The sequence below is a fragment of the Flavobacterium sp. NRK1 genome, from assembly GCF_024054175.1.
In the GTDB taxonomy this organism is placed as follows: domain Bacteria; phylum Bacteroidota; class Bacteroidia; order Flavobacteriales; family Flavobacteriaceae; genus Flavobacterium.
Window position 1 is genome coordinate 2,635,149 of record NZ_JAMXLA010000001.1, and the last position, 25,548, is coordinate 2,660,696.

Annotated in this window: 28 protein-coding genes; 10 read left to right on the plus strand and 18 right to left on the minus strand. The window is 36.6% G+C overall.

Annotated features, from left to right (window positions below):
• Window positions 1–27 precede the first annotated feature (27 nt).
• From NHE85_RS12115 to NHE85_RS12125, 3 genes are read right to left on the minus strand one after another with little or no spacing between them, the layout of a single operon-like run.
• Window positions 28–717 carry an NAD-dependent deacylase gene (locus NHE85_RS12115; RefSeq protein ID WP_252812291.1) on the minus strand — a complete coding sequence of 230 codons (690 nt, stop codon included), beginning with the start codon at window positions 715–717 and terminating at the stop codon, window positions 28–30.
• A gap of 7 nt (window positions 718–724) precedes the next feature.
• A complete protein-coding gene (locus tag NHE85_RS12120; protein ID WP_252812292.1) occupies window positions 725–1,510 on the minus strand; it encodes an anti-sigma factor domain-containing protein in 786 nt (261 codons plus the stop codon).
• The gene (locus tag NHE85_RS12125; protein ID WP_252812293.1) at window positions 1,510–2,040 is read right to left on the minus strand and encodes an RNA polymerase sigma factor; all 531 of its coding nucleotides are present in this window, start codon (window positions 2,038–2,040) and stop codon (window positions 1,510–1,512) included. The genes NHE85_RS12120 and NHE85_RS12125 overlap by 1 nt, the downstream gene beginning before the upstream one ends.
• Before the next feature lie 64 nt (window positions 2,041–2,104).
• Between NHE85_RS12125 and NHE85_RS12130 the strand changes: the two genes are divergently transcribed.
• Complete coding sequence (locus tag NHE85_RS12130; RefSeq protein WP_252812294.1) at window positions 2,105–2,770, plus strand: RNA methyltransferase; 666 nt, start codon at window positions 2,105–2,107, stop codon at window positions 2,768–2,770.
• A 5-nt stretch (window positions 2,771–2,775) separates the two neighbouring features.
• Here the strand turns inward: NHE85_RS12130 and NHE85_RS12135 are convergent, their stop codons facing one another.
• The 6 genes from NHE85_RS12135 to NHE85_RS12160 form a co-directional block, all read right to left on the minus strand.
• Window positions 2,776–3,549 carry a carboxypeptidase-like regulatory domain-containing protein gene (locus NHE85_RS12135; protein ID WP_252812295.1) on the minus strand — a complete coding sequence of 258 codons (774 nt, stop codon included), beginning with the start codon at window positions 3,547–3,549 and terminating at the stop codon, window positions 2,776–2,778.
• A 76-nt stretch (window positions 3,550–3,625) separates the two neighbouring features.
• Window positions 3,626–5,455 (minus strand): DEAD/DEAH box helicase, encoded by a 1,830-nt coding sequence (locus NHE85_RS12140; RefSeq protein WP_252812296.1) that lies wholly within the window; start codon window positions 5,453–5,455, stop codon window positions 3,626–3,628.
• A gap of 100 nt (window positions 5,456–5,555) precedes the next feature.
• Entirely contained in the window at window positions 5,556–6,128 is a 573-nt protein-coding gene (locus NHE85_RS12145; protein WP_252812297.1) for a non-canonical purine NTP diphosphatase, read from the minus strand.
• Between the two features lie 2 nt (window positions 6,129–6,130).
• Complete coding sequence (locus NHE85_RS12150) at window positions 6,131–6,685, minus strand: hypothetical protein (RefSeq protein ID WP_252812298.1); 555 nt, start codon at window positions 6,683–6,685, stop codon at window positions 6,131–6,133.
• On the minus strand, window positions 6,661–7,068 hold the full coding sequence (locus tag NHE85_RS12155) for a DUF2752 domain-containing protein (protein ID WP_252812299.1): 408 nt from the start codon (window positions 7,066–7,068) through the stop codon (window positions 6,661–6,663). Before NHE85_RS12155 ends, NHE85_RS12150 begins: the two co-directional genes overlap by 25 nt.
• Before the next feature lie 4 nt (window positions 7,069–7,072).
• The gene (locus tag NHE85_RS12160) at window positions 7,073–7,408 is read right to left on the minus strand and encodes a TM2 domain-containing protein (protein WP_252812301.1); all 336 of its coding nucleotides are present in this window, start codon (window positions 7,406–7,408) and stop codon (window positions 7,073–7,075) included.
• Window positions 7,409–7,666: 258 nt separating this feature from the next.
• Here NHE85_RS12160 and NHE85_RS12165 point away from each other — a divergent pair, with 258 nt between their 5' ends.
• Window positions 7,667–8,932 carry an aminotransferase class I/II-fold pyridoxal phosphate-dependent enzyme gene (locus NHE85_RS12165; RefSeq protein WP_252812302.1) on the plus strand — a complete coding sequence of 422 codons (1,266 nt, stop codon included), beginning with the start codon at window positions 7,667–7,669 and terminating at the stop codon, window positions 8,930–8,932.
• Window positions 8,933–9,003: 71 nt separating this feature from the next.
• Here NHE85_RS12165 and NHE85_RS12170 read toward each other — a convergent pair whose 3' ends face one another.
• Together NHE85_RS12170 and NHE85_RS12175 are read right to left on the minus strand one after the other, a co-directional pair.
• Window positions 9,004–10,122: a GTP cyclohydrolase gene (locus tag NHE85_RS12170; protein WP_252812303.1), complete on the minus strand. Its 1,119-nt coding sequence runs from the start codon at window positions 10,120–10,122 to the stop codon at window positions 9,004–9,006.
• 2 nt (window positions 10,123–10,124) lie between these two features.
• On the minus strand, window positions 10,125–11,093 hold the full coding sequence (locus NHE85_RS12175; protein WP_252812304.1) for a transporter: 969 nt from the start codon (window positions 11,091–11,093) through the stop codon (window positions 10,125–10,127).
• A gap of 128 nt (window positions 11,094–11,221) precedes the next feature.
• Here NHE85_RS12175 and NHE85_RS12180 point away from each other — a divergent pair, with 128 nt between their 5' ends.
• The 3 genes from NHE85_RS12180 to NHE85_RS12190 all read left to right on the plus strand — a co-directional run bounded on the left by NHE85_RS12180 (window position 11,222) and on the right by NHE85_RS12190 (window position 15,363).
• Window positions 11,222–11,476, plus strand: a complete 255-nt coding sequence (locus NHE85_RS12180) for a DUF4834 domain-containing protein (RefSeq protein WP_252812305.1) — start codon at window positions 11,222–11,224, stop codon at window positions 11,474–11,476.
• A gap of 124 nt (window positions 11,477–11,600) precedes the next feature.
• Window positions 11,601–14,051 carry a YfhO family protein gene (locus tag NHE85_RS12185; RefSeq protein ID WP_252812306.1) on the plus strand — a complete coding sequence of 817 codons (2,451 nt, stop codon included), beginning with the start codon at window positions 11,601–11,603 and terminating at the stop codon, window positions 14,049–14,051.
• Between the two features lie 34 nt (window positions 14,052–14,085).
• Window positions 14,086–15,363 carry a glycosyltransferase family 4 protein gene (locus NHE85_RS12190; RefSeq protein WP_252812307.1) on the plus strand — a complete coding sequence of 426 codons (1,278 nt, stop codon included), beginning with the start codon at window positions 14,086–14,088 and terminating at the stop codon, window positions 15,361–15,363.
• A gap of 293 nt (window positions 15,364–15,656) precedes the next feature.
• On the opposite strand, the gene NHE85_RS12195 is transcribed toward NHE85_RS12190, so the two are convergent.
• The 7 genes from NHE85_RS12195 to uvrA form a co-directional block, all read right to left on the minus strand.
• Window positions 15,657–16,085: a GNAT family N-acetyltransferase gene (locus NHE85_RS12195; protein ID WP_252812308.1), complete on the minus strand. Its 429-nt coding sequence runs from the start codon at window positions 16,083–16,085 to the stop codon at window positions 15,657–15,659.
• 9 nt (window positions 16,086–16,094) lie between these two features.
• Window positions 16,095–16,460: a glyoxalase gene (locus tag NHE85_RS12200; protein WP_252812309.1), complete on the minus strand. Its 366-nt coding sequence runs from the start codon at window positions 16,458–16,460 to the stop codon at window positions 16,095–16,097.
• A gap of 2 nt (window positions 16,461–16,462) precedes the next feature.
• Window positions 16,463–16,921, minus strand: a complete 459-nt coding sequence (locus NHE85_RS12205; RefSeq protein WP_252812310.1) for a DUF1572 domain-containing protein — start codon at window positions 16,919–16,921, stop codon at window positions 16,463–16,465.
• Between the two features lie 66 nt (window positions 16,922–16,987).
• Window positions 16,988–17,656 carry a DnaJ domain-containing protein gene (locus tag NHE85_RS12210; protein WP_252812311.1) on the minus strand — a complete coding sequence of 223 codons (669 nt, stop codon included), beginning with the start codon at window positions 17,654–17,656 and terminating at the stop codon, window positions 16,988–16,990.
• A gap of 400 nt (window positions 17,657–18,056) precedes the next feature.
• Window positions 18,057–18,827, minus strand: coding sequence for a restriction endonuclease (locus tag NHE85_RS12215; protein WP_252812313.1), 771 nt, complete (start codon window positions 18,825–18,827; stop codon window positions 18,057–18,059).
• A gap of 138 nt (window positions 18,828–18,965) precedes the next feature.
• Window positions 18,966–19,349 carry an SseB family protein gene (locus NHE85_RS12220; protein WP_252812314.1) on the minus strand — a complete coding sequence of 128 codons (384 nt, stop codon included), beginning with the start codon at window positions 19,347–19,349 and terminating at the stop codon, window positions 18,966–18,968.
• A 186-nt stretch (window positions 19,350–19,535) separates the two neighbouring features.
• Entirely contained in the window at window positions 19,536–22,325 is a 2,790-nt protein-coding gene (uvrA, locus tag NHE85_RS12225; protein ID WP_252812315.1) for an excinuclease ABC subunit UvrA, read from the minus strand.
• A gap of 177 nt (window positions 22,326–22,502) precedes the next feature.
• Here uvrA and NHE85_RS12230 point away from each other — a divergent pair, with 177 nt between their 5' ends.
• The 5 genes from NHE85_RS12230 to NHE85_RS12250 all read left to right on the plus strand — a co-directional run bounded on the left by NHE85_RS12230 (window position 22,503) and on the right by NHE85_RS12250 (window position 25,389).
• A complete protein-coding gene (locus NHE85_RS12230; RefSeq protein WP_252812317.1) occupies window positions 22,503–22,892 on the plus strand; it encodes an endonuclease domain-containing protein in 390 nt (129 codons plus the stop codon).
• Between the two features lie 183 nt (window positions 22,893–23,075).
• Window positions 23,076–23,396, plus strand: a complete 321-nt coding sequence (locus tag NHE85_RS12235) for a hypothetical protein (RefSeq protein WP_252812319.1) — start codon at window positions 23,076–23,078, stop codon at window positions 23,394–23,396.
• A gap of 8 nt (window positions 23,397–23,404) precedes the next feature.
• Window positions 23,405–24,214, plus strand: coding sequence for a hypothetical protein (locus tag NHE85_RS12240; RefSeq protein WP_252812321.1), 810 nt, complete (start codon window positions 23,405–23,407; stop codon window positions 24,212–24,214).
• A gap of 48 nt (window positions 24,215–24,262) precedes the next feature.
• Window positions 24,263–25,150: an LD-carboxypeptidase gene (locus NHE85_RS12245; protein ID WP_252812322.1), complete on the plus strand. Its 888-nt coding sequence runs from the start codon at window positions 24,263–24,265 to the stop codon at window positions 25,148–25,150.
• Complete coding sequence (locus tag NHE85_RS12250) at window positions 25,150–25,389, plus strand: hypothetical protein (protein WP_252812323.1); 240 nt, start codon at window positions 25,150–25,152, stop codon at window positions 25,387–25,389. Before NHE85_RS12245 ends, NHE85_RS12250 begins: the two co-directional genes overlap by 1 nt.
• Window positions 25,390–25,548 lie beyond the last annotated feature (159 nt).

Here is a 25,548-nt window from a genome sequence, read left to right on the forward strand (position 1 = left end):
TAATGAAAAGGATTGTTAACTATAAAATTATAGCGTTTTCAATCTCTCTCTTACAACCGCCATACCCTCACTTGCTGTCATGGGTATATTTTCAATGTGGTAATGCATGATTGGTATTTTCCCCGGATTGGGATCAATATAAAATATAGGAGTATCTGGTTTTGCATATTCTACCAGCCCAGCCGCAGGATATACCTGCATAGATGTACCCACTATAATAATATAATCGGCTTCTTCAACAATATCTATAGCATCGGCAATTGCCGGAACAGCTTCGCCAAACCAAACTATATGCGGGCGTAGCTGATAGCCATCAGTATGCAGGTCGCCAATATTAATATCGGTTTTCCAGTCTATAATATCAAATTCGTTGTGAATACTGCGGGCTTTAAGTAATTCGCCGTGCAGGTGTAAAACGTTGGTACTTCCGGCGCGTTCATGCAGGTCATCTACGTTTTGGGTTATGATGTGTACATCAAAGTCTTTTTCAAGTTCGGCAGCAACTATATGTCCGCGATTAGGGTGTACTTCAAAAAGCTGCTGGCGGCGTTTATTGTAAAAATCCAGCACAAGCGCCTGGTTTTTACGCCACCCTTCAGGCGATGCTACTTCCATAACATCATGTCCTTCCCATAATCCTCCGGCGTCGCGAAAAGTTTTAATGCCGCTTTCGGCACTCATCCCGGCACCGGAGAGTATGACAAGTTTCTTCTTCATGTATTGCTTATACTTTTCCTAAAGTATATAATTGTTCCATAGTAGGAGAAGGGCTTCCGCCTTCCGGCTCAAGTGTGATACCAAAAGCCTGGGCTCCTTCAAAATTATCAACCGCTATAATACCTTTGCTGTCTGCAACTTTGTTTTTGTCAAGCACACCTATGCTTGTTGGTGTGATAGGATTTAGCATTAATGCCCAAACCTGGTATACTTTGCCTTCCGGTGCTTTTGGCAGTCCGGCAATATCTACATATATCTGGTTTTTATCGTCATTAACATACACTTTAGCAAATGCATTTGGTGCTGCCTGTTGCCCTTCAAGCGTAACAACTGTGTTGCTTTTTTCACGAACTATGCTAAGTGCTTTTTCGTTTTGTGTATTTTCTTTAGTAACACTGGCAAGCATCTGCTGGTATTTATCCCTTTGCACTGATGCAGACTGTACTTCCTGAGTTGCCTCGTTGTATTTATAATACTGTATGCCTAAACCAAACATTAAAATAACTGCAGCTGCCCATCCAATATAAGACGTAGTACTGCTTCTGCGCGGCTGCATCTGTACAACGCCCGAATGCTTATCTATAAGCTCCTGGCGTATTCTGTTATATACTTCCGGAGACAGGTGTGGAGACACGCTGTAAGACAGGTTTACAATAGCTTTTTCTATTGATAGTATTTCGGCCTGTACTTCCGGATGCCGGCTGGCCATTTCCTGTACTGCTTTATTTTCTTCTTCGGTAAGTACTCCAAAGATATAAAGCTCTAAAATTCCTGATTCTATATACTCTTCCATTATACCTCTAATATCGTTCTTAAATCTTTAATGCAATTTCTGTTTTGTGTTTTTACCGTACCTAATGGCATAGCTAATTCTTCAGAGGCTTCCTGTTGAGTATAGCCTTTAAAGAATAAGAGTTCAATAATGCGCACGCAGGTTGGTTTTAACTTCTTAATGAACTCACGAATACCTATGGCGTCTATCTTATTGACTACCGTTGCATTGTGGTCAAGAATATGTACGAAATTATCAACGGAGAGGTTTTTTAAATTTTTATTATGATCTTTAGAGCGAAGCCTGTCTATAGCAGCGTTTCGGGATATATTAAGTATCCAGGTAAAAAACCGGCCTTTAGTATCATTATAGGAATCAATGTTTTTCCAGATTTTTACAAAAACTTCCTGTAAAACATCTTCGGCTTCTTCTTTGTTTTTCAGAAGGTTGTAAATAACGCCGTATAGGCTTTTAGAATACATGTCATACAGCGTGGTAAATGCATTGCTGTCTTTTTTGTAGATTTGCTCTAGTAATTCTTCCTGTGTCATTCGGTTTTAAAGTTAGTTTGGCACATCTAATATAGTAAAAAATTCTAAAGGCAACTCTTACGCAATGAAAAATGCATCAGACATAAATTATCTTACTTATCTGGAAACAATAATAACAGAAAGCAGAAGAGATAAATTTATAGATATACTTTCCCGCCGTACAAAACATTTTACAGTAGCAATGGAAGATGTGTACCAATTACATAACGCGAGTGCGGTAATGCGCAGCTGTGAGATTTTCGGTATTCAGGAAATGAATGTGATTGAGGAGAAGTACGGTAAAAAAATTGATAAAGAGATTGCTATGGGCGCCCAGAAATGGGTAGATGTTAACAGGTATAGTACTACAGATGCGTGTATAAAAGATTTAAAAAGTAAAGGTTATCGTATTATTGCCACTTCACCCCATGAAAACTCATGCTTTCTCGAAGATTTTGATATAACACAACCGGCGGCATTATTTTTTGGTACTGAAAGGCTGGGGCTTTCAGAAGAAGTACTCAGCCAGGCGGACGGATTTCTTAAAATACCCATGTTTGGGTTTACAGAAAGTATTAATGTGTCGTCATCTGCAGCAATAATTATACAACATCTTAGCAGTAGGTTACGAAACTCTGATATTAAATGGCAGCTTACTGAGGAAGAAATACTTGAAAAACGTATTGACTGGGCAAGAAAATCTATAAAAGATATTGATTTTATTACACAGCGTTATCTTGAAACGGTATAAAAGCTTTATTTTCTGTTAAGTGCTTTGTACTCTTCATAACACCCTGATATGGCATCCATTATCTGCAGGTCGTTAGAGTTTTTTATAAAATCTTCAGAGTAGTTGCATCTTTCTAAAATATCGGCAATATCATCTTTGCTTACACCAAGCAATGCGGCAAGTGTTTCGCGGTCATATTTTTCGGCCAGGGCATTACGAACGCTGTCATCTTTTTTCATTTCCTTAAGCCTTCGCATTTCTGCAGGTTTTTTACCAAATATATTATGAAGCAAATCGGCCGGATTAAACATTGAGCTTATGATCTTCTTAAATGCATTGGGCGAATTTTCGCCACTTTCATAACCCTGTGGCAGGCCTGAAATACTATAACGGTAATTTTCTCTTACAGGTGCAAGTTTAGAGTCTATTTGCAGATAACCTGTAAGATTGTATTTGCTTATAATTACTTCCTCAAGGGTATAAGCTTTCTCAGTCAGGTTGATTTTTGTAACATTTTTGAATTTTATCCAGTCACTGGATACGCGGACTTTTATAGGCTGATAACCTACCAGCGATACATGAAGTGTGTCATTGGCTACAGCTTCAATAGTAAAATTTCCACGGCTGTCGGTAACCGTACCTTTTACGCGGTTAATATTAATAATGCTTACTCCTGCAACGGGCTGAAGTGTTGCCTCGTTTAAAATTATACCCGACACTTTTTCAGGGTTTGTATTGGTACCCTGTGCAAATGAGTTTAAGGAAAGTAAAGCAAATAAAAAAACTACAAAATATCTCATTGACTGTTTATGTGTTGTAAAAGTAATAAACAAACGGGATATTTTGTAGTTAGTATAAAATTATATAAAATAATTTTTAGCTTCTTCTGGGTCTTCTTTCTCTTGAAGCCGATGAATCACGGTTAGAATCGCCTCTTCTTGGCGGGCGCCCGGCAGATCCGGCACTTCTTGCACCGCTTCTTCCGCCACCAAATGATGATTCGCTTCTTCTTTCTCCACCTCTTCCGCCACGGTCAGAGTTTCCTCTAAAGCCACCGCCGCCTCTGTTGTTGTGGTCTCTGCGTCCGCTATTGTCTCTGCCGTCATTTTTAGATATCTCTACATTAATCCTGCGGCCATCCATCTGGAAGCTGTTAAGAATATCTAATACTTTTTCGCTATGTTCAGCATCTGTATTAAAGAAAGAGAAACCTTCTTTTACGTCAACTTTAAACACGTCATCACGGCCAAGTCCAAGCGTATCACGTAAGAAATCTTTAAGACTCATCCAGTCATAATTGTCTCTTGACCCGATATTGATAAAGTAACGTACTGCGCCGCCATCGTTAATTCTTGGAGAGCTTTCACGTCTGTCACCAGCCGATTGAGAAGAAAGATCCCTGTTTTTCTTATAGTAGTTTATAAACCTGTTAAACTCTACCGATACCATTTTCTTGATAAGCTCTTCTTTAGAAAGATCTTTCATTACTTCATAAATAGCAGGAAGATAAGAGTCTATTTCATGATCTACTTCTACATCTTTAATTCTGTTAGCTAAATGGAAAAGCTGAATTTCACAGATCTCCATACCTGAAGGGATTGTTTTTTCTTCAAACTTCTGTTTGATGATTCTTTCAATAGCTGATATTTTACGTAATTCACTTTTTGTGATGATAACTATAGATGTACCTAATTTACCCGCACGGCCTGTACGCCCGCTTCGGTGGTTATAGGTTTCTATTTCATCTGGCAACTGGTAGTTAACCACGTGAGTTACGTTATCTACGTCAATACCCCTTGCAGCTACATCGGTAGCAACAAGCATTTGTATCTGCCTGTTACGGAACGATTTCATTACAGAGTCACGCTGCGCCTGAGAAAGGTCTCCGTGAAGTGCTGCTGCATTGTATCCGTCTTCAATAAGCTTTTCTGCAACTGCCTGAGTGTCTCTTTTTGTACGGCAAAATACAACAGAGAAAATGTCCGGGTTAGCATCTGCTAAACGTTTAAGTGCTTCGTAACGATCACGTGCATTTACAAGGTAAAACTCGTGAGAAACTGTAGAAGAACCTGAGTTTTTATGGCCAACTGTAATTTCAAGTGGCTTTCTCATGAATTCTTTTGCTATTCTTGCAACCTCCTGAGGCATAGTAGCAGAGAAAAGCCATGTGCTCTTTTCGTCCGGCGATGTAGATAAGATATTTACGATATCATCATAAAAACCCATGTTAAGCATCTCATCCGCCTCGTCAAGAATACAATAATCTATTTTTGAAACATTTACAAGGCCACGGTTTATCATGTCCTGCATTCTTCCCGGTGTTGCAACAATAATTTGTGCACCACGTTTTATTTCTCTTGCCTGTTCAGTAATACTTGCTCCACCGTAAACGGCAACAGTATGTATACCTTTAATGTATTTAGAGTAAAGCTTAATTTCGTTTGTAATTTGTAAGCAAAGCTCACGGGTTGGCGATAAAATCAACGCCTGTGTGTTCCTGTTCTCAGGATCTATTTTCTGGATAAGCGGAAAACCAAAAGCAGCGGTTTTCCCTGTGCCCGTCTGGGCTAACGCTACTATATCTGTATCTTTTTCCAATAATAGGGGAATCGCTTTCTCCTGCACTTCTGACGGATTCTCAAATCCTAGATCGGTTATCGCCTTCAGAAGCGATTCATTCAATCCTAATTGTTCAAATTTATTCATATATACTTTTAAAAATAGGTGCAAAGGTACTGTTAATTAGCGAGATAAACTAACAGTATTTGTAGTTTTATTTTAATAAATATATTTGAAAATCAGAAAGTTAACTTTTTAAAAAATCTATAAGCTTGCTTACAGCACGGCCACGATGGCTAAGCTCTGCCTTTTGGGTGAGAGAAATTTGCGCAAAAGTGAGGTCTAAACCTTCCGGTTTAAATACAGGATCATAACCAAAACCTTCATTTCCTGCTTTTTGAGTAGTTATTGTCCCATTTACTATACCTGTAAACAAATGTTGCTCTCCTTTAAGGTTTAAAGCTATAACGGTTTTAAATCTGGCTTCGCGGTTTGAGCTGTCTTTAAGAGCTTTAAGTAACTTTTTCATATTATCCTCCGTACTTTTCTGTTCTCCGGCATAACGCGCTGAATATACTCCCGGTTCACCGTTTAAAGCAGTAACTTCAAGTCCGGTGTCATCTGCAAAACAATTAAAGCCGTATTTTTCAGTTACATAATTGGCCTTAATAATAGCATTGCCTTCAATAGTATCGGCAGTTTCAGGTATTTCTTCAAAGCAGCCGATATCTTCAAGGCTTAAAAGCTCAATATCCTTTGGTAGCTGATGTTTTATTTCCTGTATTTTGTTTTTATTATTTGAGGCAAAAACAAGTTTCATAGTTATATTTTATACGGGTTACGGTCTTCTTTACTGCAAATTTTATCGGCTATTGCTGCTATGCCAAACCAGCGCACATTATGCCCTTTCTTTACTTTTGAAGCTGTGGCTATAACCACAATGAATTCTGATATATTCAGAATAATTATAAAAGCAATATATAGCCAGTAGTAAAGAGTGACACCGGAATAATCATCAAATGGTAAAGCATTATGACTATAATATCTTCTTGGTATATCTGTTAGGCCTAAAATACCTCTACCTCCAAATAAAATACCTAATGTCCATGCCAGTGCTATGCTGTTAAAAGGAACAAGTGCAATTTGCCCTAAGCCTGCCTGTATGCAATGCCAGCGTACAAAGTAAGATGATTTCCGTTGAGCCATATAATAGCCTACGGTTGCAATGAGGTTTATTATAGGTAATGGCAGGCCTGCTATTACCGCAACTACAGCCATTAAATAACTATTACCTGCCTGTTCATATTCATAAGGATGAATAAACGGCGTGCGCTCATTTGCTGAATTCTCTTTTATAATCCCTTCTGTATATTCCATAACCAGTTTAAAAGTAGTAAAATAATAAGGGTAATAGCGACCCATTTAGTTTTAATGATATTTTCAGATGTCCTGTAACTTTTATATAGGCTGTCTTTTTTAAAGATGGTATCATAAAACAGCCAAAAAGGAGCTATCAGCATAATGACAGCCATAAAAGGGCCAATAGGGTTAAGTAAAATGGCATCAGTAATATTTCCCTGTGATACTAATACCACTGAGCGTGTAGAACCACAAGAAGGACAGGCTATACCCGTTACGCTTTTAAAAAGACAGGCAGGGTAGGTGTGATTTAGGGTACTATGGGATGAAAACCATATAATCCAGCCATATCCGGCCAACAATCCAAAAGCTAATAATAGATATAGCCTGTTTCTTGTCATATTATTATAGGTAAGCCTGAAGCTTTTCCATGTTTTTTTGACGGGTAACATCCATGATAAGGAACCAGTCTACTATTGTCCATATACCTGCACCACCACAAGTTAGCAATTTAGCAACTCCCAATCCTGTATCGCCAATCAAAAAACGGTCAATACCCCATGTCCCTGCAAGAATTGATACAATTAAAATTGTAGTTGGGTCTTTTAGGTCTATTGACTGAATAAGATCCCATTTAGAATCGTCAGCAGCAAGAAGCCTTTCGCGAACGTATGGTAATTGTGAAGGTTGAAAAAATTTTGCATTACTCATTAAGTACATGTCTACTTTTTGTGAATCCATTGGTGATTTGTTTTTGGTTATTAATATCGTAAAACTATAATTTTTTTTTAAATGTGTATTAATTTTGTTTTATTTAACAATATTGCCCTGACAACTAAAAATATGCAATATAATTTTCAGATTAATACATTGCTTAAGAGTTCTATTGTATTAGTCGCAAAACTCACATTTTTATTACACTGATTGTCAAAAATTATTATGATGTGAGTAATTTAATAATTACTTTTGGTGCGTTTTTTAAAGCACAAAACTAGAATTATGGTAAAAGATCTTTTTGAGAGGATACAAAAGAATAAAGGCCCTCTGGGAAAGTGGGCTTCGCAGGCTGAAGGCTATTATGTTTTTCCTAAACTGGAAGGACCTTTGGCAAACAGAATGCAATTTCACGGTAAAGAGGTTATTAACTGGAGTATAAATGACTACTTAGGACTGGCTAATCACCCTGAGGTGCGTAAAGTTGATGCGGAAGCTGCTGCAGAATACGGAGCTGCTTATCCAATGGGGGCGAGAATGATGAGCGGGCATACCTCATGGCATGAAAAACTCGAGCAGGAACTTGCAGCATTTGTACAAAAGGAATCTGCTTACCTGTTAAATTTCGGTTATCAGGGAATGGTGTCTATAATTGATGCACTTGTTTCTAAAAATGATATTATTGTTTACGATGTAGACTCTCACGCCTGTATTATTGATGGTGTGCGCCTTCACATGGGTAAACGTTTTACCTACAAACATAATGATGTAGAAAGCCTTGAGAAAAATCTTGAGCGTGCTACTAATATGGCAGAAACTACAGGTGGAGGTATTCTTGTTATTACCGAAGGTGTTTTTGGTATGAGAGGCCAGCAGGGTAAGCTTAAAGAAATTGTAGCCCTTAAAGAAAAATATAACTTCAGGCTGCTTGTAGATGATGCACATGGTTTTGGTACACTTGGTAAAACAGGAGCCGGAGCAGGGGAAGAGCAGGAATGCCAGGATGGTATAGATGTTTACTTTTCTACTTTTGCAAAATCTATGGCAAGCATAGGTGCTTTTGTAGCTGCTGATAAAGATATTATAGATTTTCTAAAATATAATCTTCGTTCTCAGATGTTTGCAAAATCTTTACCAATGCTATTGGTTAAAGGAGCACTTAAACGTCTTGACTTGCTTAGAACTACACCGGAGCTTAAAGATAAGCTTTGGGAAAATGTAAACTACCTTCAAAACGGACTTAAAGAAAAAGGATTTAATATAGGTGATACTAATACTTGTGTAACACCTGTATATCTTGAAGGAAGTATTCCGGAAGCTATGGTAATGGTTAATGATTTAAGGGAGAATTACAGTATATTCCTTTCGATAGTTGTTTATCCGGTTATTCCTAAAGGTATTATACTTTTAAGAATGATTCCTACGGCTACCCATACAAAAGCTGATATTGATGAAACACTGGCAGCTTACGAAGCTATTCGTGAGAAATTAGAAAACGGTACTTATAAGAAAATTGCTGAGCAGACAACAGTAGATGTTTCTGCTGAGTAATAAGCTAAGTTTTAAATATAAAAAATCCCATGCATTTAAATGCATGGGATTTTTTATATAATCATAATATCCTATAGGTCTTTCTTGTAAGTTCTTCTGCGTTTGTGTATAATTGGATCAAAGTTTTTCCACATATTATGTATGGCATGGTTTTCTTCCAGTTCTGGAGTGCGGATACAGTTTTCTATCTTATTGTTTTTAAATGTTTCATAATATTCATCAAAAACAATAGCTGTAACACCTTTATTTTGGTAATCAGGATGGATACCTATTAAATAAAATACTACCTCTTTACTGTTTTTACGGGCTTTTAGTAAATGAATAAACCCAAAAGGGAATAACTTGCCATTAGCCTTTTTTAATGCTTCAGAGAAAGACGGCATAACAATACTAAAAGCTATAAGATTATCATCTTTATCAACAATAAATTTTATATATTCAGGATTAATAAGGCTTATGTATTTTTTCTTGAAATATTCTTTTTGTACTTCTGTAACCGCCACAAAAGATGCCAGTTTTTCATAAGTAGCATTAAACAGGTCAAACATTTTATCCACATAAGGCATAACTTCCTTTGTAGAGTTAAAAGAAAGAGGGGTAAGACTGTACCTTTTTTTAATAAGCTCACTTGCTTTAAGAAAAAGTGCAGGATCTACGTTGTTAAAAGAAAACCTGCTTTCTATATATTCTTTTTCTTTAATAAAACCTAATTGCTCTAAATGCTCTTTATAATAAGGTGGGTTGTACCATGTTATCATTGTACCTATCTGGTCAAAGCCTTCTGTAAGCACACCCACTTTATCAAGATTCGAAAAGCCCATTGGCCCCTCAATATATTCCAAATTATGTTTTTTACCTAACTCAGTAACTTTTTCCAGAAGCGCTTTTGTAACTTCAATATCATCTATAACATCAAACCATCCAAAACGTACTTTTCTTTTTTTCTGCTCATTAATTTCCTGCCAGTTTACTATTGCGGCAATTTTACCTACAATTTTCCCGTCTCTATAGGCCAGGTAAAAATTAGCTTCTGCATGTTCAAAAGCAGGATTTTTAGTTTTGTCAAATCCTTCAAGTTCATCATTTATGATAGGAGGAATCCAGTAAGGATTATTCTTATAGAGTTCAAAAGAAAACTTTATAAAATCTTTGAGTTCTTTTTTTGTTTTTGCTTCCTTAATTGTAATCATACTTATTCTACAGGTACATTATCAAGTCGTTCTTTTTCTTCTCTTTCTTTCTTTTTCTTCATTTTTTTATCCATTTCACTCTGATTTTTTTCTGCATCGGACTGGCCAGGCAGTAAAATATCATGATAATCAGCATCAAAACGCCATGAAAAGCCTATGCTTCCATAAAGAATTGACGGGGTGTCTTTAAAGTTTTTACTTATAGAAGCATCAAGCTGCATGTTGTCATTTAATAAATAAGCCACACCGCATCTACCAATAATATCTGCATAATAATCACTTTTATAGCCCTGTAATTCTACAAAACCCGACCATTTAGCAGCAAAAGCCCTTGTCAGGGTACTTATTATGCCATAGCTGGGATAGTCAGTAGTAATTTTGTCAGCTATAAAGTTATTAGTCCATATAACGTTATTAAATCTGTTTTGGGTTATAGCCATCACTTTAGGGCTGAAACCATCATCAGGAAAAGTGTATGGATTATTTTTACCTATAAGATTTGCTCCTGCGAAGATAGATACCGATGGTAAAAGATTATGCCACTTGAATTTATGGTTTTTCTTCCAGCTGTAAATATCTACTTCAGGATGGTAATTTTTATTAGGATCGTAAATAAGATATTTAGCACCAATGGTAAATTGCCTGAAATCATTGCGGTTGGTAGTATAAATAGCATCTTCAAACTGATCGAACTGATACTGCATATCAACAATAAATTCAAGTTGTTCTAAAAATGCGCCATAACGCAGCATAAGGTCAACACCAACCCCTTTGGTTTTGTTATTTAATACATTATGCTTCTCTTTTATACCGTAAATACCACTTTCTACCTGCATCACGGTTTTACCTACGGAAAAGCTTCCCATAGATTCACCCGGACGGTTAGAGTTTATCTGGTCTGTATATTGTGCCTGGGCTAAGCCGGCGCTGAAAAGCAATGTTAGGGAAAAAATTTTCTTAAAAACGGTCATATTTGGCTCGTTTATTGGTTGTACTTATACGTATGGTTTTCCAAAAGTAGTATATTTTATTATTAATTTAAGAGCCATCGTTTAATTTTAAATAACAGATTACGTATTTTTGACAAAATTTTAAGCCCATGGAAACTGCATCGTTAACAGGAATTATAAGAACATTATTTTGGTTACTGATTATATATTACGCAATTAAGTTTTTTTTCAGGCTTTTTGGTCCGGTTATATTTCAGCAGGTAGTTAAAAAGGCAGAACAAAATTTTCAGCAGCAGCAAGAGCAATATCAGCAGCAACAGCAAACATATAGCGCTCCCAAACAAGATAAGCCCAAAGAAAAGAAAAAAGTAGGTGAATACATTGACTACGAAGAGATTGAATAACCATATATAGAGCCTTTCTGAAAAGAAAGGCTTTTTTATGCTTTGTCAGTATTAATTACATTGCACTATCAGGGCAATTGTAGAAAATTAAGTATCTTCACGGCGTTTTTTACAAAATTTATTTATGAAAAATATCAATAAGCTTTATCCGCATTTTCTTGCTGTTTTAGGATTTGTAATCGTTTCTTTAATTTATTTTTATCCTGTTCTTCAGGGTAAAAAAATATACCAGTCAGATATTGCCCAATATACGGGAATGGCTAAAGAACAAAACGATTTCAGGAAAGAAACAGGAGAAGAGCCTTATTGGACCAACAGTGCTTTTGGCGGGATGCCAACCTATCAGTTAGGCGCTAAATACCCGCATAACTATGTAAAGCAAATTGATGAGGCTATCAGGTTTCTGCCACGTCCGGCAGATTATCTGTTTATATACTTTTTAGGTTTTTATGTACTTTTGTGTACATTAAAAATAGACCCTCTAAAAGCTTTTTTCGGAGCACTGGCTTTTGGTTTTTCAACTTATCTTATTATAATCCTTGGAGTAGGGCATAATGCAAAAGCACATGCCATTGCTTATATGCCGCTTGTTATTGCAGGCTTTTTAATGGTTTGGCAAAAGAGATATATAGTTGGCGGACTGCTAACAATGTTTGCTGCCGCTCTCGAAATAAATGCCAATCACATTCAAATGACATATTATTTATTCCTGTTACTATTAGTTATGGGAATATGGTTTCTTGTAGGTATAATTAAAAGAAAAGACTACAGGCATTTAGGTATTTCTTTGGGCATTTTGGCAGCCGGCGCTTTAATTGCTGTAGGAACAAATGCTACTAACCTTATGGCTACTGCCGAATATGCTAAATACAGTACACGCCATAACAGCGAGCTTACTTTTGAACCAGATGGCAAACCCAAAGAGAGTTCAAATGCAATGTCTTATGAATACATTACAGATTATAGTTATGGCATTGCAGAAAGTCTGGATCTTATAGTACCAAGATTATTTGGGGGATCATCAGGGCATGAAAAACTGCCGGAAGACTCGCATCTTGTAGAATATCTTCAGACACAGCAAATTGCCGAGGGTCAGTACGTGTCTAAAGAACAGGCTGTGGAAATAGCGAACTCAGGTATTCCTACCTATTGGGGTGACCAATATAGCACTGCGGGGCCGGCTTATATAGGAGCAGTAGTATTCTTCCTTTTTGTACTTGCCATGTTTGCAGAAGAAAGGAAAATAAAATATGCCTTTTTAGCAGGTGCTATTATGTCATTATTACTTTCATGGGGTAAATTCTTTCCGCTGCTTACTAATTTATTTATAGATTACTTCCCTATGTACAATAAGTTCAGGGCGGTAGCATCTATTCAGGTAGTACTTGAAGTTTGTATTCCTGTTCTGGCAGTTTTAGGGTTAAATTCATTCTTTACCCTTGATAAAGATAAACAATGGAATGCCTTGTGGAAATCGGGAGCAGTAAGCCTTGGGGTTATTGTGTTGCTTTTCATCTGTAAAGGTATGTTCAGTTTTTCAGGATTGAATGATGGCGCAATTATGAATGCTTACGGTAATGAATTTATGGATGCACTTAAAATGGATAGGAAAACCATGTACAGTGCTGATCTACTTCGTTCAGGATTCCTGATCTTAATAGCTGCGGGTGCATTATGGTTGTTTACAAAACAAAAACTGTCTCAAAATACAGCTATTATTCTTGTGGGACTGTTTATGGTAGCCGATCTTTTCTTTGTAGATAAGCGATATGTTGACGAGAGCAGTTTTCAGAGTGCAAGTAAGATAGATATGCCATTTCAGGCTACGGTTGCCGATCAGCAAATTATGCAGGATACAACACATTACAGAGTGTTTGATATTGATGGTAGTCTTAATAGTGCGCGTGCTTCCTACTTCCATAAATCGTTAGGAGGGTATCATGCAGCAAAACCGAGAAAGCTTCAGCAATTATTCGAATATCAGCTTGCTAAAAATAATATGGCAGTACTTAATATGCTTAATGTTAAGTATGTAATACAGTCAGATGAACAAGGGCAGCAGGTGCCTACACTGAACAGCCAGGCTAATGGTAATGCATGGTTTGTGAGCAAAGTAAAAATTGTGAATAGTGCCGATGACGAGATGAAGGCTTTAAACAATATGGATACTAAAAATGAAGCAGTCATCAATAAATCCAGATTTGCAGATGCGGTTACTAAAACCACATTTGTAAAAGATAGTACCGCAACAATAAAGCTTACTGCTTATGAGCCGAATTATCTTAAATATAAATCCGATAATACTAATGATGGAATGGCTATATTCTCGGAAATGTATTATAACCCGGGATGGAATGCATATATAGACGAAAAACCAGTACCACATTTTGAGGCAGATTACACACTTAGAGGGCTTAAAATACCTGCCGGTAAACACACTATAGAGTTTAAATTTGAACCTCAGGTAGTTAAAACAGGAAGTACTATTTCACTGGTTAGTTTTATTCTTATGTTAGCTTTAATAGGATTTGGTATTTATACTGAAAGAAAAAAGAAGCAAACACAAGCTAATTAAACGTTTGCAATAAAATTATATAATAAGAAGTTAAATGAAGGTATTAATTATAACATACTATTGGCCTCCTGCCGGCGGACCCGGAGTACAGCGCTGGCTTAAGTTTGTTAAATACCTTCCTGATTTTGGTATAGAACCTGTAGTTTATATTCCCGAAAACCCTACATATCCACTTATAGATGAAGGGCTTTTAAAAGAGGTAAATCCTAATGTAACACTACTGAAACAAAAGATAACGGAGCCCTATGCATGGGCTTCAGCATTTTCTAAGAATAGCACAAAAAAAATAAGCTCAGGAATTATTCCGCATAAAAAGAAACAGTCTTTTTTACAACGGATTATGCTTTGGGTACGAGGTAACCTGTTTATACCTGATGCACGTGTGTTATGGGTGAAACCATCGGTTGCGTACCTCTCAAAATATATAAAAGAACAGGGCATAACTACTGTAATTACTACAGGACCTCCACATAGTCTTCATCTTATAGGTTTAAGGCTTAAAGAATTGCATTCTATAAAATGGATTGCTGATTTCCGTGATCCGTGGACTACAATTGGTTATCATAAAGCTTTAAAGCTAAGTGCTTCTGCAGCCCAAAAACACAAGGATTTAGAGAAAAAGGTGTTAAATTCTGCCGATACAGTTTTGGTTACCAGCCCAACAACCAAAGCAGAATTTGAAGCGTTAACTACCAAACCTATTGCAGTTATAACCAACGGCTATGATGTTGAAACAATAGCCAGACAGCCATTAGATGAGAAATTTACCATTGCACACATAGGTTCGTTTCTTTCAGAGCGTAATCCTAAAATGTTGTGGCAGGCACTTACAGAATTAATTGAAGAAGAACCTGACTTTAATAATGACTTTCAATTAAAGCTTATAGGTGCTGTAAGTAATGAGGTACTTGAAGCTATTAATCAGCACGGGCTTTCCAAGTATGTAAATATGCTGGGCTATATATCACACGGCGAAGCTGTTACTGAGCAAAGAAAATCGCAGGTATTGCTTTTGGTCGAGATAGATTCTGAAGATACCAAATGTATTATACCGGGTAAATTATTTGAATACATGGTTTCCGAAAGGCCAACTTTGGCTATAGGGCCACATGGCGCAGATTTTGCCGGAATTATACAAACTACAAATACGGGTGTTTTTGCTACTTATGAAGATAAGGAGAAAATTAAAAACACTATAAAGAACTACTTTACTCAATATAAGGAAGGTAATCTTAAATCGCATCCTGTTGGTTTACAGCAATATTCACGTAAAAACTTAACCGGACAACTGGCACAGCTTTTAAAAGTATAATTATTTAATGCCAGTATGTCATTTGTAAAATACTTCGCTTTAGTGTGAATTGGTATAAAAAGTAAATCCCGCCACCCTTATGAAGTGACGGGACTTAACAAACCAACCAACCAATTATTAACAAACCTCAAAATCGAAGATTTATGAGATTCATAATGGCAAAGGTACAATTAATGTGCCAAAGTTGGTTTAGTTATGTAATTTTTTTTCTTGCAGTTTCTTGATTTTTAGCTTTTAATAAACATCATATGTGTGTTAAGCTATTGTAAAGACTGGATTTTTCCAGTATTAGTTTATTCTTTTTCTATGTTTAATATTTTAGAAAAATAAATTCGTTTATGTCCGGCAGGAAAATTTTCAATAGTACCAATAGGAGTGTAACCGTTTTTAAGATAGAAATCCTCAGCCTGAAAATCAAAAGTGTCCAGCATAGCTATAGTAGCTCTTCTTTGTGCAGCAATGGTTTCTGTGTATTTAAGTAGCTGATAACCAATTCCTTTATTCATGCATTCTTCTTTAACCCAAAGAATTTTTATTTCGAGTCCGTTCCAGTAGCCAATGTCGGCAAGTATTCCGCCAATTTCAGTACCGTTGTCATCTTTGGCTACATATTCCAAAGATGTCCAGTTATCAGCCAGTGCAGCAACCTTGTTAAGGTTGTAATTGTTAATACCATCAACAATTTTTTTAATGTTTTCCTTGTTACAAGGTTCTATAGTCATTATAGTAGTTTATTTATTAAACTCTCCAAAATGCCATAAAATACCCGACGGATCGTGTACGAAACATTCTTTACCCCAGTCAAGATTACGAATAGGAACAAGTTTTATGCTCTCATACTTTTCGGTGAGGTTTAAAGCTGTAAGTTCATTCCAGAAATTGGAAACATTTTCCACTTCCATGAAAATCATAGTATTGTCTATCCAGTCTTTTACATAGGCATTCTGAAGATAAAAAGCCATAGTGCCTGTTTTGAAAACCGACATATCCGGAGATAAAACCGATTCTTCAAATCCAAGGTCACTATAAAAACTACGCGATACTTCGAAATTTTTAGCACCGATGAAAGGACGTATTGATTTGGCGTTGTGGTTCATATTTATATTATCTTTTTAATAAGTACTATTTGTCCTAAATGGTAATGAGTATGTTCAATTAAGCCATGAAAATTTCTATAATAGCTACCATATTTTTCATCTGAAAAATTTTCTGCAAGCATGTTTTCCGGTAGTTGCTCAATAAGGTCTGCCATGCGATGAGCTTCCTGCCATTTTTGAGTAAGAAAATCATCCCAGTCTTTTTGTGATTCAATAGGAGGATGATTAAAACTCAGCTTATCGCTGGCATCCAGCGGACCTCCTTCCAGGACTTTTGTAATAGCACTAACATAATAGGTTATATGGTAGGTAAGTGTTGCTATAGTATTAAAAGAATATTTTTTAGCAATAGCTTCCTGCCATGTAACATCTGCCAGAGTGTCTTTTAAGTTTACAGTAGTCCAGTTACCACCAAAAAATACTTCTTTAAAATGTTTTGCTATTTGTTCTGACATGTTCATTTTTAGACGTTTTAACAAAAATTAAAAATACTAAAAAAATCAGCAAATCATTAGATTATAAATTGGTTACAATACCGCAAGGACTATAAGAAAAATCAGCAATAAGATCAAAAAGAAAACAGGTTTGCCCGCTTCACTTTCTGTAGGATACGCCGTTGCTTTCTGGCCAAGGCGTTTGACGTTGGGCTTAGTAAGTCCGCTTATTTTTTCAATTAAGCGATGGTCGCCATTTGCCATTTTTAGTAATTTTTCATGAATAGCATAGCGTGACTCGTCGGTAAGGAATATGGCAGATACCAATATTTCGTCCACTATCATTGTATTAGTCACCACATCATTTACAACAACTAAAAGCCTGATGGTTTCGTCAGATAACAGATCGTTCATGACTGTAAACAGCCTATATTCGTTAATATGCCCGCCTGCATTAAGTACTTTCGTTTTAATTCTTTTGAAAAGTATAAGAAATGTAGCCGGTGTTGCCTGTCCGGGTGTCGAAGTATTTTTACCGTTATAATGAATTTTATTATCCTGCGAATAATCGTACGCATTGCGTTTCGGTAAATCGCCAAGAATAATATAAGATTCTGATATTGCCTTAAAACGTTCCTCGCTTTCTATATCGCCGTTATTGCGGTCGGGGTGGTATTGCAGGGCAAGCTGCCTGTAGGCTTTCTTAATCTCGTCCTGTGAAGAATCGCGTGTAACGCCAAGTATTTTATAATAGTCCGTCATTTAGGCAACCGTTGGAACCGTAAAAATAAGATAATAACAACGTTGGCAGAAGCTTTTTTAAAGTTTTCTTAGCGGCTGGCGCGAGGCTCTGGCTCGTGTCTCGTTAAGTTGTGATATTATACCACAGGTAGTTTTAGCCTTACTTCGGTAAACCTGCAGATTACCTACATAAAACACTTTGATGCTCTTTTTAAGAAGAAGTAAGGAGTATATTTTGGTACGAGCGTGACGCTCGCACCATCTTAGAATATTATTGATCAGCCATTGAATCCCAAAAGTCTGTATCCATTTTTTTTATTTCAATAGTTTGCTCTATTTGCATTCCCAGCCCATAATCATATATAAAAGCAGCAAGGTCTTTTCCATCAATAAGAACTACTGTTGTATTACCAAAAAGACTTTATACATATTCAATTGCACCTTTTGAAAAATATGATGTTGTTATAAAAACACCTTTGTTTGATTGAGCGACAGCCAAAGCACCAACAAATTTTTGAATTTCTTCACGGCCAATTCCTATATCTAATCTATATCTCTTTGCTTGAATATTTATTCTCCCAAATCCAAGAATATCTTCTTTAATTACTCCGTCTATTCCTCCATCATTAGATTGCTTAGTTACTAATCCTGAATTTTTTACCTCTCCTCCATATCCCATTTTTTGTAGAAGTAAAACCACTAACTTTTCAAATGCTGCCGGAGTTTTGTTTAATATAGTTATTAAGATTTCTTCATATACTGAATTGCGTATATTGTTAAATGAAGTATATAATTTTTCTTGTGGGGTTGATCTATCATTTACCTCCGTAATTTTTATTTCAGGATTTTTATTTTGTTTTTTAGATTTATCTCTTTTCGAAACTTCTTGATCAACATACTCATTTATTTTTTCTGGAGTTTTTAGCATCAGAATTCCTTTTTGACTTATGCGATATATTCCTCTGCCTGGTTTATCTAATAATCCTGCCATATTGAGATAACTTAAAGCCCAAGAAATTCTATCATAAAATATATGTCCGTTTCCAGACGGGTACATTTCATTAATTTCTTCATCAGTTAAATTAAACTCTCTAGCTAAAGGTTCAAGAAATTCTCTTAATTTCATTGACTTTCCATCCATTAATAGATTTAATGCAGAAATTCTTATTTCATCATATTTAGGAATTGCCATATGTTAATCAATTATTTTTTCAAATTAACAAAATTAAAACTTGTCCTACAATACCTGACGATTAACAGGTAATTATACCTAGTCACAAAAAAGCCCCATCCATTCAAGAATGAGGCTTTATATATTTATTTTTACTTATTAATCCTGTTGTAAAACAAACATTGTGGACTGATTGCTGTTAATAACAATTCTTTGTATTGCATTCTGTTCGCAAATTTTAAGTACATCTTTTGATTGAAGCATTTTATAAGGTGTTGGCTGCTTCGCCCAGGTAAATAGTGCATTTTCATCTGTAAATGCACCCAGTACGGTTATGCCGTCAATATTAAATACACTACTTAGTTTAAGGGTTTTGGTTTCGCCTTGTTGTGTATCGTTATTTTCTGCACCGTCATTCGGAGATGGAATATACAATAATGATTCACCATTCATTAGCTCTAGTATTACATCTTTATAGCTATCATTGTTTCTGTCTTTTTCGTGGTAGATGTTTATCAAATCTAAAAGTTTACTTGTACTCACTTTGATAGTTTTTTTATTAGGTAATTTATTTTAATAGCCTTATTGCTTTTCAGGTCTCAGTCATTGCGAGTGTAGTGTAAAGGAGCGCGGCAATCTACATAGGATTGCTTCGTGCCTCGCAATGACAGAACGTGTGGATGAGCACTTTGTACTTCTGGCAACCAGCACCCATCAACCGACAACCAATTACAGTTTCTCCCGAAGGTATTCACCCGTAACCGATTTAGGGTTCTTAGCTACTTCTTCCGGTGTGCCAAAAGCCACAAGGTGACCACCATTCTCACCACCACCGGGACCAATATCTATAATATAGTCGGCACATTTGATAAGGTCAAGGTTATGCTCAATAACAATAATAGAATGTCCTTTATCTATAAGTGCTTCAAACGAAGCCAATAACTTTTTAATATCGTGGAAATGCAGACCCGTAGTAGGCTCATCAAACACAAACAGGGCTTTTTCTTTGGTGGCTCCTTTTACAAGGAACGATGCCAGCTTGATACGCTGTGCCTCGCCACCCGAAAGGGTAGAGGACGACTGACCCAACTGTACGTAACCCAAACCAACATCCTGTAAAGGCTGTAGTTTTGTCATTATTTTGATTTGCTTGTGCTCGGCAAAAAAGGCTACGGCATCATCAATGGTCATGGTAAGGATGTCATCTATATTCTTGCCTTCAAAAGTTACTTCAAGTACTTCTTTCTTAAAGCGTTTGCCGTTGCAGGTTTCGCACTCCAGGTGTACATCGGCCATAAACTGCATCTCTATCGTTACTTCACCTTCACCTTTACAGGTTTCACAGCGTCCGCCATCTACGTTAAACGAGAAATGCTTGCTCTGATACCCTCGCATTTGTGACAGTTTTTGTTTGGAGTACAGGTCACGAATATCGTCGTATGCCTTTATATACGTCACCGGGTTAGAACGCGAGCTGCGCCCAATAGGGTTCTGGTCAACATACTCAATGTGTTTAATGTGTCCGTAGCTTCCCTGTAGTTCAGTAAACTGCCCGGCTTTTTCGCCTACACCATCCAGTTTTTTCTGTAGGGCTGGAAATAATATTTTTTTAACCAATGTACTTTTACCACTACCCGAAACCCCTGTAATTACAGTAAGGCAATCTAACGGAAAAGTAACATCTATGTTTTTAAGGTTGTTTTCGCGTGCGCCTATAACATCTATATGGTTCTTGAACTTACGGCGTTTTTTAGGAACACTTATTTCAAGGTCGCCATTCAGGTATTTTGCCGTAAGCGAATCCGATTTTAATATCTCGTCAAAAGTACCCTGTGCTACAAGCTCACCGCCATACGTACCCGCTTCGGGGCCAATATCAATTATCATATCGGCTTTTTTCATAATGTCTTCATCATGTTCAACCACAATAACGGTATTGCCAAGATCCCGTAGGCCTATAAGTACATCTATAAGCCTTTCGGTGTCTTTCGGGTGAAGACCAATACTCGGCTCATCCAGTATATACATAGAACCAACAAGGCTGCTGCCCATAGAGGTAGCAAGGTTAATACGTTGCGATTCACCGCCCGAAAGGGTGGCTGAACGCCTGTTTAATGTTAGGTAATCAAGTCCAACTTCCTGAAGAAAACGCAAACGGTTATTGATCTCAACCAAAAGACGTTTGGCTACTTTAAGGTCAAATTCAGACAGTTCAAGTTTTTGAAAGAAATCAGCAAGATTTTTAATAGGCAGGTCAACCAGATCAGAAATAGTGTGGTTGCCTACTTTTATGTAATTCGTTTCCTGTCTAAGTCGTTTGCCTTTACAGGTAGGACATTTGGTTTTACCGCGGTAGCGTGATAGCATTACGCGGTTTTGTATCTTATAGTTTTTCTCTTCCAGTTCGGCAAAAAAGTCGTTTAGTCCGGTAAAGTATTTATTACCTGTCCAGATCAGTTGCCTGTCTTTTTCAGAAAGCTGAAAATAAGGTTTGTGTACAGGGAAGTCAAATTTGTGGCCATTATTTACCAATTGATCGCGGTACCAGCCCATGCTTTCGCCACGCCACGGAAAAATAGCATTTTCGTAAACAGAAAGTGCCGTGTTAGGTACAACCAGTTCTTCGTCAATACCAATAATACTTCCGTAGCCCTCGCAGGCAGGACATGCCCCATAAGGGTTATTAAAGCTGAAAAGGTGTACGTTAGGCTCGGGAAAGGTAATACCGTCCAGTTCAAAATTATTGCTGAATACCAGCCTGTTGCCATTGGCTACATCCTGCAGGAATAATTCGCCCTTACCTTCGTAAAAAGCACTCTGAACAGCATCGGCAAGACGATTGTAAAATTCTTCCTCGTCTTTAACCACCAAACGGTCAACCACTAGTAGTACTTCTTTATTGGCAAGGTCTGCACCTGCAAGTTCGTCAAGGCGGGTCGTTTCGTTATCTACAAGTACACGTGCAAACCCCTGTTGTAATAATACACCAAGCTTTTCGTCGAGTGTACGGCCTTTCTCAATATGAACGGGAGCAAGCAGTAGCCAGCGGCTGCCGTCTTCAAAAGCTTTTACCTCGTTCATAACATCGGTAACGGTATGCTTTTTCACTTCACGACCCGAAACAGGTGAGAAAGTGCGCCCTATACGGGCAAAAAGCAGTTTCATGTAGTCGTAAATCTCGGTACTTGTACCAACGGTAGAACGGGCGTTAGTGGTGTTTACTTTTTGTTCAATGGCAATAGCAGGGGCAATACCTTTAATATATTCTACTTTAGGTTTATCCAGACGGCCAAGGAACTGGCGTGCGTAACTGGATAAGCTCTCTACATAGCGGCGTTGTCCTTCGGCATAAAGGGTATCAAATGCTAAGCTCGACTTACCCGAACCCGAAAGCCCGGTAACCACTACCAGCTTATTACGCGGAATGGCTACGTCTATATTCTTGAGGTTGTGCAGCTGCGCACCTTTTATAAGTATGTTTTTCTTAGGTTCTAATTTAGAAAAATCGGTCTTTATCATGGTAAAAATTGAATAGACAAAGATACGGATTTACAGGGAGAATTTTGTTAAGGGAAATGAAAGGGATTTTTTATATTTGAATCTTAATTACCGCTTAGTTTAGAGTGTGAATGAAACTGTTCCCCTCTTGATAGTAGAGAAGAGGTGTTATTGATAAGCTTTGATCGATAGCAAACTATGAAAAGAAAAATCATTCCATATAATCCTAATCTAAAAGAATTTGCAAGGCAACTTCGTAATGCAAGTACAAAAGCTGAAATTTTACTTTGGCAAAAACTAAAATGCAAACAGATGTATGGGTATGATTTTGACAGGCAAAAACCTGTAGATAATTATATATTGGACTTTTTTTGTTATGACCTAATGTTAGGAATTGAAGTTGATGGGTATTCTCATGAATTTCTGGAGGTATATAATAAAGATGTTATTAAAGAAGCGAAGATGAACGAGCTTGGAATAACTGTTTTAAGGTTTAGTGATTTTCAGGTTATGAAAGATAACGAGAATGTGATGCGTGCAATTGAACAATATATTTTAGATTTCGAGGGACATAATCCATTGTCTTAATGTCTTAAAAATTGAAATTTTAAAATTATAAATATCTTTGAATTACTATTATATAGAATAACACACCCCTAACCCCTCTCAAGAGGGGAATAGCTTCACTCATACTCATTAGTAATGTATTAATCGGCAAGAGTAAGAGTTCCCCTCTTGAGAGGGGCTAGGGGTGTGTAAAATTAGAAATCAATGACACCAGATTTTAAAGCAACTTTAAAATATAATACACATGAAGAAGGTGGACGAAGTATGCCCGCTTTATCAGGCTATCGTCCCGATATTAAATTTGATTTTGATGAAATGATAACCTGTGGTATACAAACTTTTTTAAATAAGGAAAAAGTGTATCCTGGAGATATTGTTGAAGCTGTTATAAATATTTTTTCGGTTCCACACTTTAAAGGGAGATTAAACAAAGGTATGGGATTTACGTTTTGTGAAGGACCAAATATAATTGGCACAGGAATTATAGATGAGATTTTGAATCAAGAATTAAGAACCATAGACTGAATCCAATTATGAAAATATATTTCGCTTTATTTTTATGTTTAGTGCTTGTTTGTTGTAATAAACAAAAAACTGATGCTGTAAAGACTGCAAATGCTCAAACAACAACTCTTGCAAAAGATTCTCTCACGGAAGTAAAAAATGCAGTGGTAGATTCATCAAAGTTGATAAAGGTAATCTATCTTAATGACAAAGGTAATTATTATGATAAGGAAGCTTACAAAGCATTTGGTAAATGGTCTAACGCTTTAAACCCTAATTATGTTTGCGCGCCTGATGTAGCGGAAGAAATATTTAGAAGAGAGAAATTTTACAAACAAAAATCTAATCCGATTAGTAAAATCCAGTCTGGGACACATTTTTTATATCTCTATGCTAATTTTTTGCAGAAAAAGAATGGTATAGAATCAAACGTCGAATTACGAAAAAAAATATTTAGAATTTGTACGCTTATAAATGCTGTCCATAGCAATATAGATTTTGATGGCGGTATTTATTTTTCTTATCAGAGGACGTTTAGTGCTGCATACACCGAGTTTGCTTTGTACAATTATATTAGGTATAATATGGTTTTTAAAAAAGAGTATAGCATTCAAAAACAAAAATCCTTATATATACAATTATTGAAGCAAAAGGTTGATGATGAGCTGAATGAAATGATAAAGAAACAAAGAGGTCAATATTGGTATTTAAATACTCCAGAGAAACGAAAGGAATGGCGAAAAGAAACACTTATTTTAATTAAAGAACTTGACGATTTGATTGAAACATATTACGATCTTAAAATTGCAGAGCAATTCCAATACAGCCATTATGTGTAAGATTTAATTGAGAAAATGTGCCACTCAACCGCCTCAAAATATAAAAAAATGACACTACCACCATACCTTTCCTCCGGCGATAAAGTCGGGGTTGTTAGTACAGCAAAACGTTGCGAACCGCACGAAATAAATGACGGACTCGCCCTGCTGAAAAGCTGGGGACTTGAACCTGTACTGGGAAACAATATTTTTGATTCTGATGGTTTTCTTGCGGGTACTGATGCACAACGCCTTGCCGACTTTCAGCAAATGCTGGATGATACATCTATAAAAGCCATATTTTTTACCAAAGGCGGTTATGGTACTATGCGTATTATAGACAGTATTGACTGGACAGCTTTTAAAGCAAGTCCGAAATGGCTTGTAGGTTATAGCGATATCACGCTGCTGCATTGCCATGTGCATAATTTTGGAATACTGAGCCTGCATTCAGTTATGTTGCAGGGCATTCCTAAAAGTAATGTAGAATCATCTGAAACGATGAGGAAGGCACTCTTTGGCGAAAGCCTGAGCTATACAATTGCGGTTCAGGCTGAGAATAGGGCAGGAGGTACTATTGAAGGTACTTTGGTAGGTGGCAACTTATCTATGCTATATGCTGTTATGGGATCGGCATCGGATATTGATATGACCGATAAGATTCTCTTTGTAGAAGATATTGATGAATACCTGTACCACTATGACCGTATGCTAATTTCGTTGAAAAGAGCCGGTAAACTAAATAACCTGAAAGCTGTCATTATAGGCGATATGATAGATATTAAAGATTCTACTATTCCCTTTGGCAGAAACGACAGAGAGATCGCTTTAGAGCATTTTAATTGTCCGGTGTACTTTGGTTTTCCGGCGGGGCATTCAGAGGATAACAGGGCGTTAATTATGGGACATACTATCAGAATATCTCAAACTAATAATAAAATTAACTTTGAAATGTAATGGAAGAAAGTAATATTATATATGAGCTTTGTGAAAAGATAAATACCAGATCTGATTTTGAAAAATTCCTTGAGGAACTTCGATATAATTACGCCACTTATAAATCAGATGTATGGGATAATCATACTTTAGAAGCATTTTTAGAAGGCTTATATGGTTTTAATTATCAAGCAGATAATGATAAACCTTCCTGGAAACTTTTTGCTCGAATTTTATTAGCTGCTAGAGTTTATGAGTGATATATTACTCTTAGTATATGTATGCAGAGTGGATTTTTTCTGCAAAAAGAAAAGAAACTATTAAGTAAAGGATTACTAAAACGATATATAAGCTAAAATGCAGAGAACGAATTGTTTAACTTTTATTTTGTAATATGCTTTAAACTCATCAGAAAATGC

Coding starts and splice junctions, on each gene's coding strand:
- NHE85_RS12180 (WP_252812305.1), top strand. CDS start 11,222: ATGGAAACTGCATCGTTAACAGGAATTATAAGAACATTATTTTGGTTA.
- NHE85_RS12165 (WP_252812302.1), top strand. CDS start 7,667: ATGGTAAAAGATCTTTTTGAGAGGATACAAAAGAATAAAGGCCCTCTG.
- NHE85_RS12245 (WP_252812322.1), top strand. CDS start 24,263: ATGACACTACCACCATACCTTTCCTCCGGCGATAAAGTCGGGGTTGTT.
- NHE85_RS12170 (WP_252812303.1), bottom strand. CDS start 10,122: ATGATTACAATTAAGGAAGCAAAAACAAAAAAAGAACTCAAAGATTTT.
- NHE85_RS12155 (WP_252812299.1), bottom strand. CDS start 7,068: ATGACAAGAAACAGGCTATATCTATTATTAGCTTTTGGATTGTTGGCC.
- NHE85_RS12175 (WP_252812304.1), bottom strand. CDS start 11,093: ATGACCGTTTTTAAGAAAATTTTTTCCCTAACATTGCTTTTCAGCGCC.
- NHE85_RS12190 (WP_252812307.1), top strand. CDS start 14,086: ATGAAGGTATTAATTATAACATACTATTGGCCTCCTGCCGGCGGACCC.
- NHE85_RS12130 (WP_252812294.1), top strand. CDS start 2,105: ATGAAAAATGCATCAGACATAAATTATCTTACTTATCTGGAAACAATA.
- NHE85_RS12120 (WP_252812292.1), bottom strand. CDS start 1,510: ATGGAAGAGTATATAGAATCAGGAATTTTAGAGCTTTATATCTTTGGA.
- NHE85_RS12140 (WP_252812296.1), bottom strand. CDS start 5,455: ATGAATAAATTTGAACAATTAGGATTGAATGAATCGCTTCTGAAGGCG.
- NHE85_RS12205 (WP_252812310.1), bottom strand. CDS start 16,921: ATGAACATGTCAGAACAAATAGCAAAACATTTTAAAGAAGTATTTTTT.
- NHE85_RS12230 (WP_252812317.1), top strand. CDS start 22,503: ATGAAAAGAAAAATCATTCCATATAATCCTAATCTAAAAGAATTTGCA.
- NHE85_RS12240 (WP_252812321.1), top strand. CDS start 23,405: ATGAAAATATATTTCGCTTTATTTTTATGTTTAGTGCTTGTTTGTTGT.
- NHE85_RS12115 (WP_252812291.1), bottom strand. CDS start 717: ATGAAGAAGAAACTTGTCATACTCTCCGGTGCCGGGATGAGTGCCGAA.
- NHE85_RS12250 (WP_252812323.1), top strand. CDS start 25,150: ATGGAAGAAAGTAATATTATATATGAGCTTTGTGAAAAGATAAATACC.
- NHE85_RS12200 (WP_252812309.1), bottom strand. CDS start 16,460: ATGAACCACAACGCCAAATCAATACGTCCTTTCATCGGTGCTAAAAAT.
- NHE85_RS12125 (WP_252812293.1), bottom strand. CDS start 2,040: ATGACACAGGAAGAATTACTAGAGCAAATCTACAAAAAAGACAGCAAT.
- NHE85_RS12185 (WP_252812306.1), top strand. CDS start 11,601: ATGAAAAATATCAATAAGCTTTATCCGCATTTTCTTGCTGTTTTAGGA.
- NHE85_RS12145 (WP_252812297.1), bottom strand. CDS start 6,128: ATGAAACTTGTTTTTGCCTCAAATAATAAAAACAAAATACAGGAAATA.
- NHE85_RS12135 (WP_252812295.1), bottom strand. CDS start 3,549: ATGAGATATTTTGTAGTTTTTTTATTTGCTTTACTTTCCTTAAACTCA.
- NHE85_RS12160 (WP_252812301.1), bottom strand. CDS start 7,408: ATGGATTCACAAAAAGTAGACATGTACTTAATGAGTAATGCAAAATTT.
- NHE85_RS12150 (WP_252812298.1), bottom strand. CDS start 6,685: ATGGAATATACAGAAGGGATTATAAAAGAGAATTCAGCAAATGAGCGC.
- NHE85_RS12235 (WP_252812319.1), top strand. CDS start 23,076: ATGACACCAGATTTTAAAGCAACTTTAAAATATAATACACATGAAGAA.
- uvrA (WP_252812315.1), bottom strand. CDS start 22,325: ATGATAAAGACCGATTTTTCTAAATTAGAACCTAAGAAAAACATACTT.
- NHE85_RS12210 (WP_252812311.1), bottom strand. CDS start 17,656: ATGACGGACTATTATAAAATACTTGGCGTTACACGCGATTCTTCACAG.
- NHE85_RS12215 (WP_252812313.1), bottom strand. CDS start 18,827: ATGGCAATTCCTAAATATGATGAAATAAGAATTTCTGCATTAAATCTA.
- NHE85_RS12195 (WP_252812308.1), bottom strand. CDS start 16,085: ATGACTATAGAACCTTGTAACAAGGAAAACATTAAAAAAATTGTTGAT.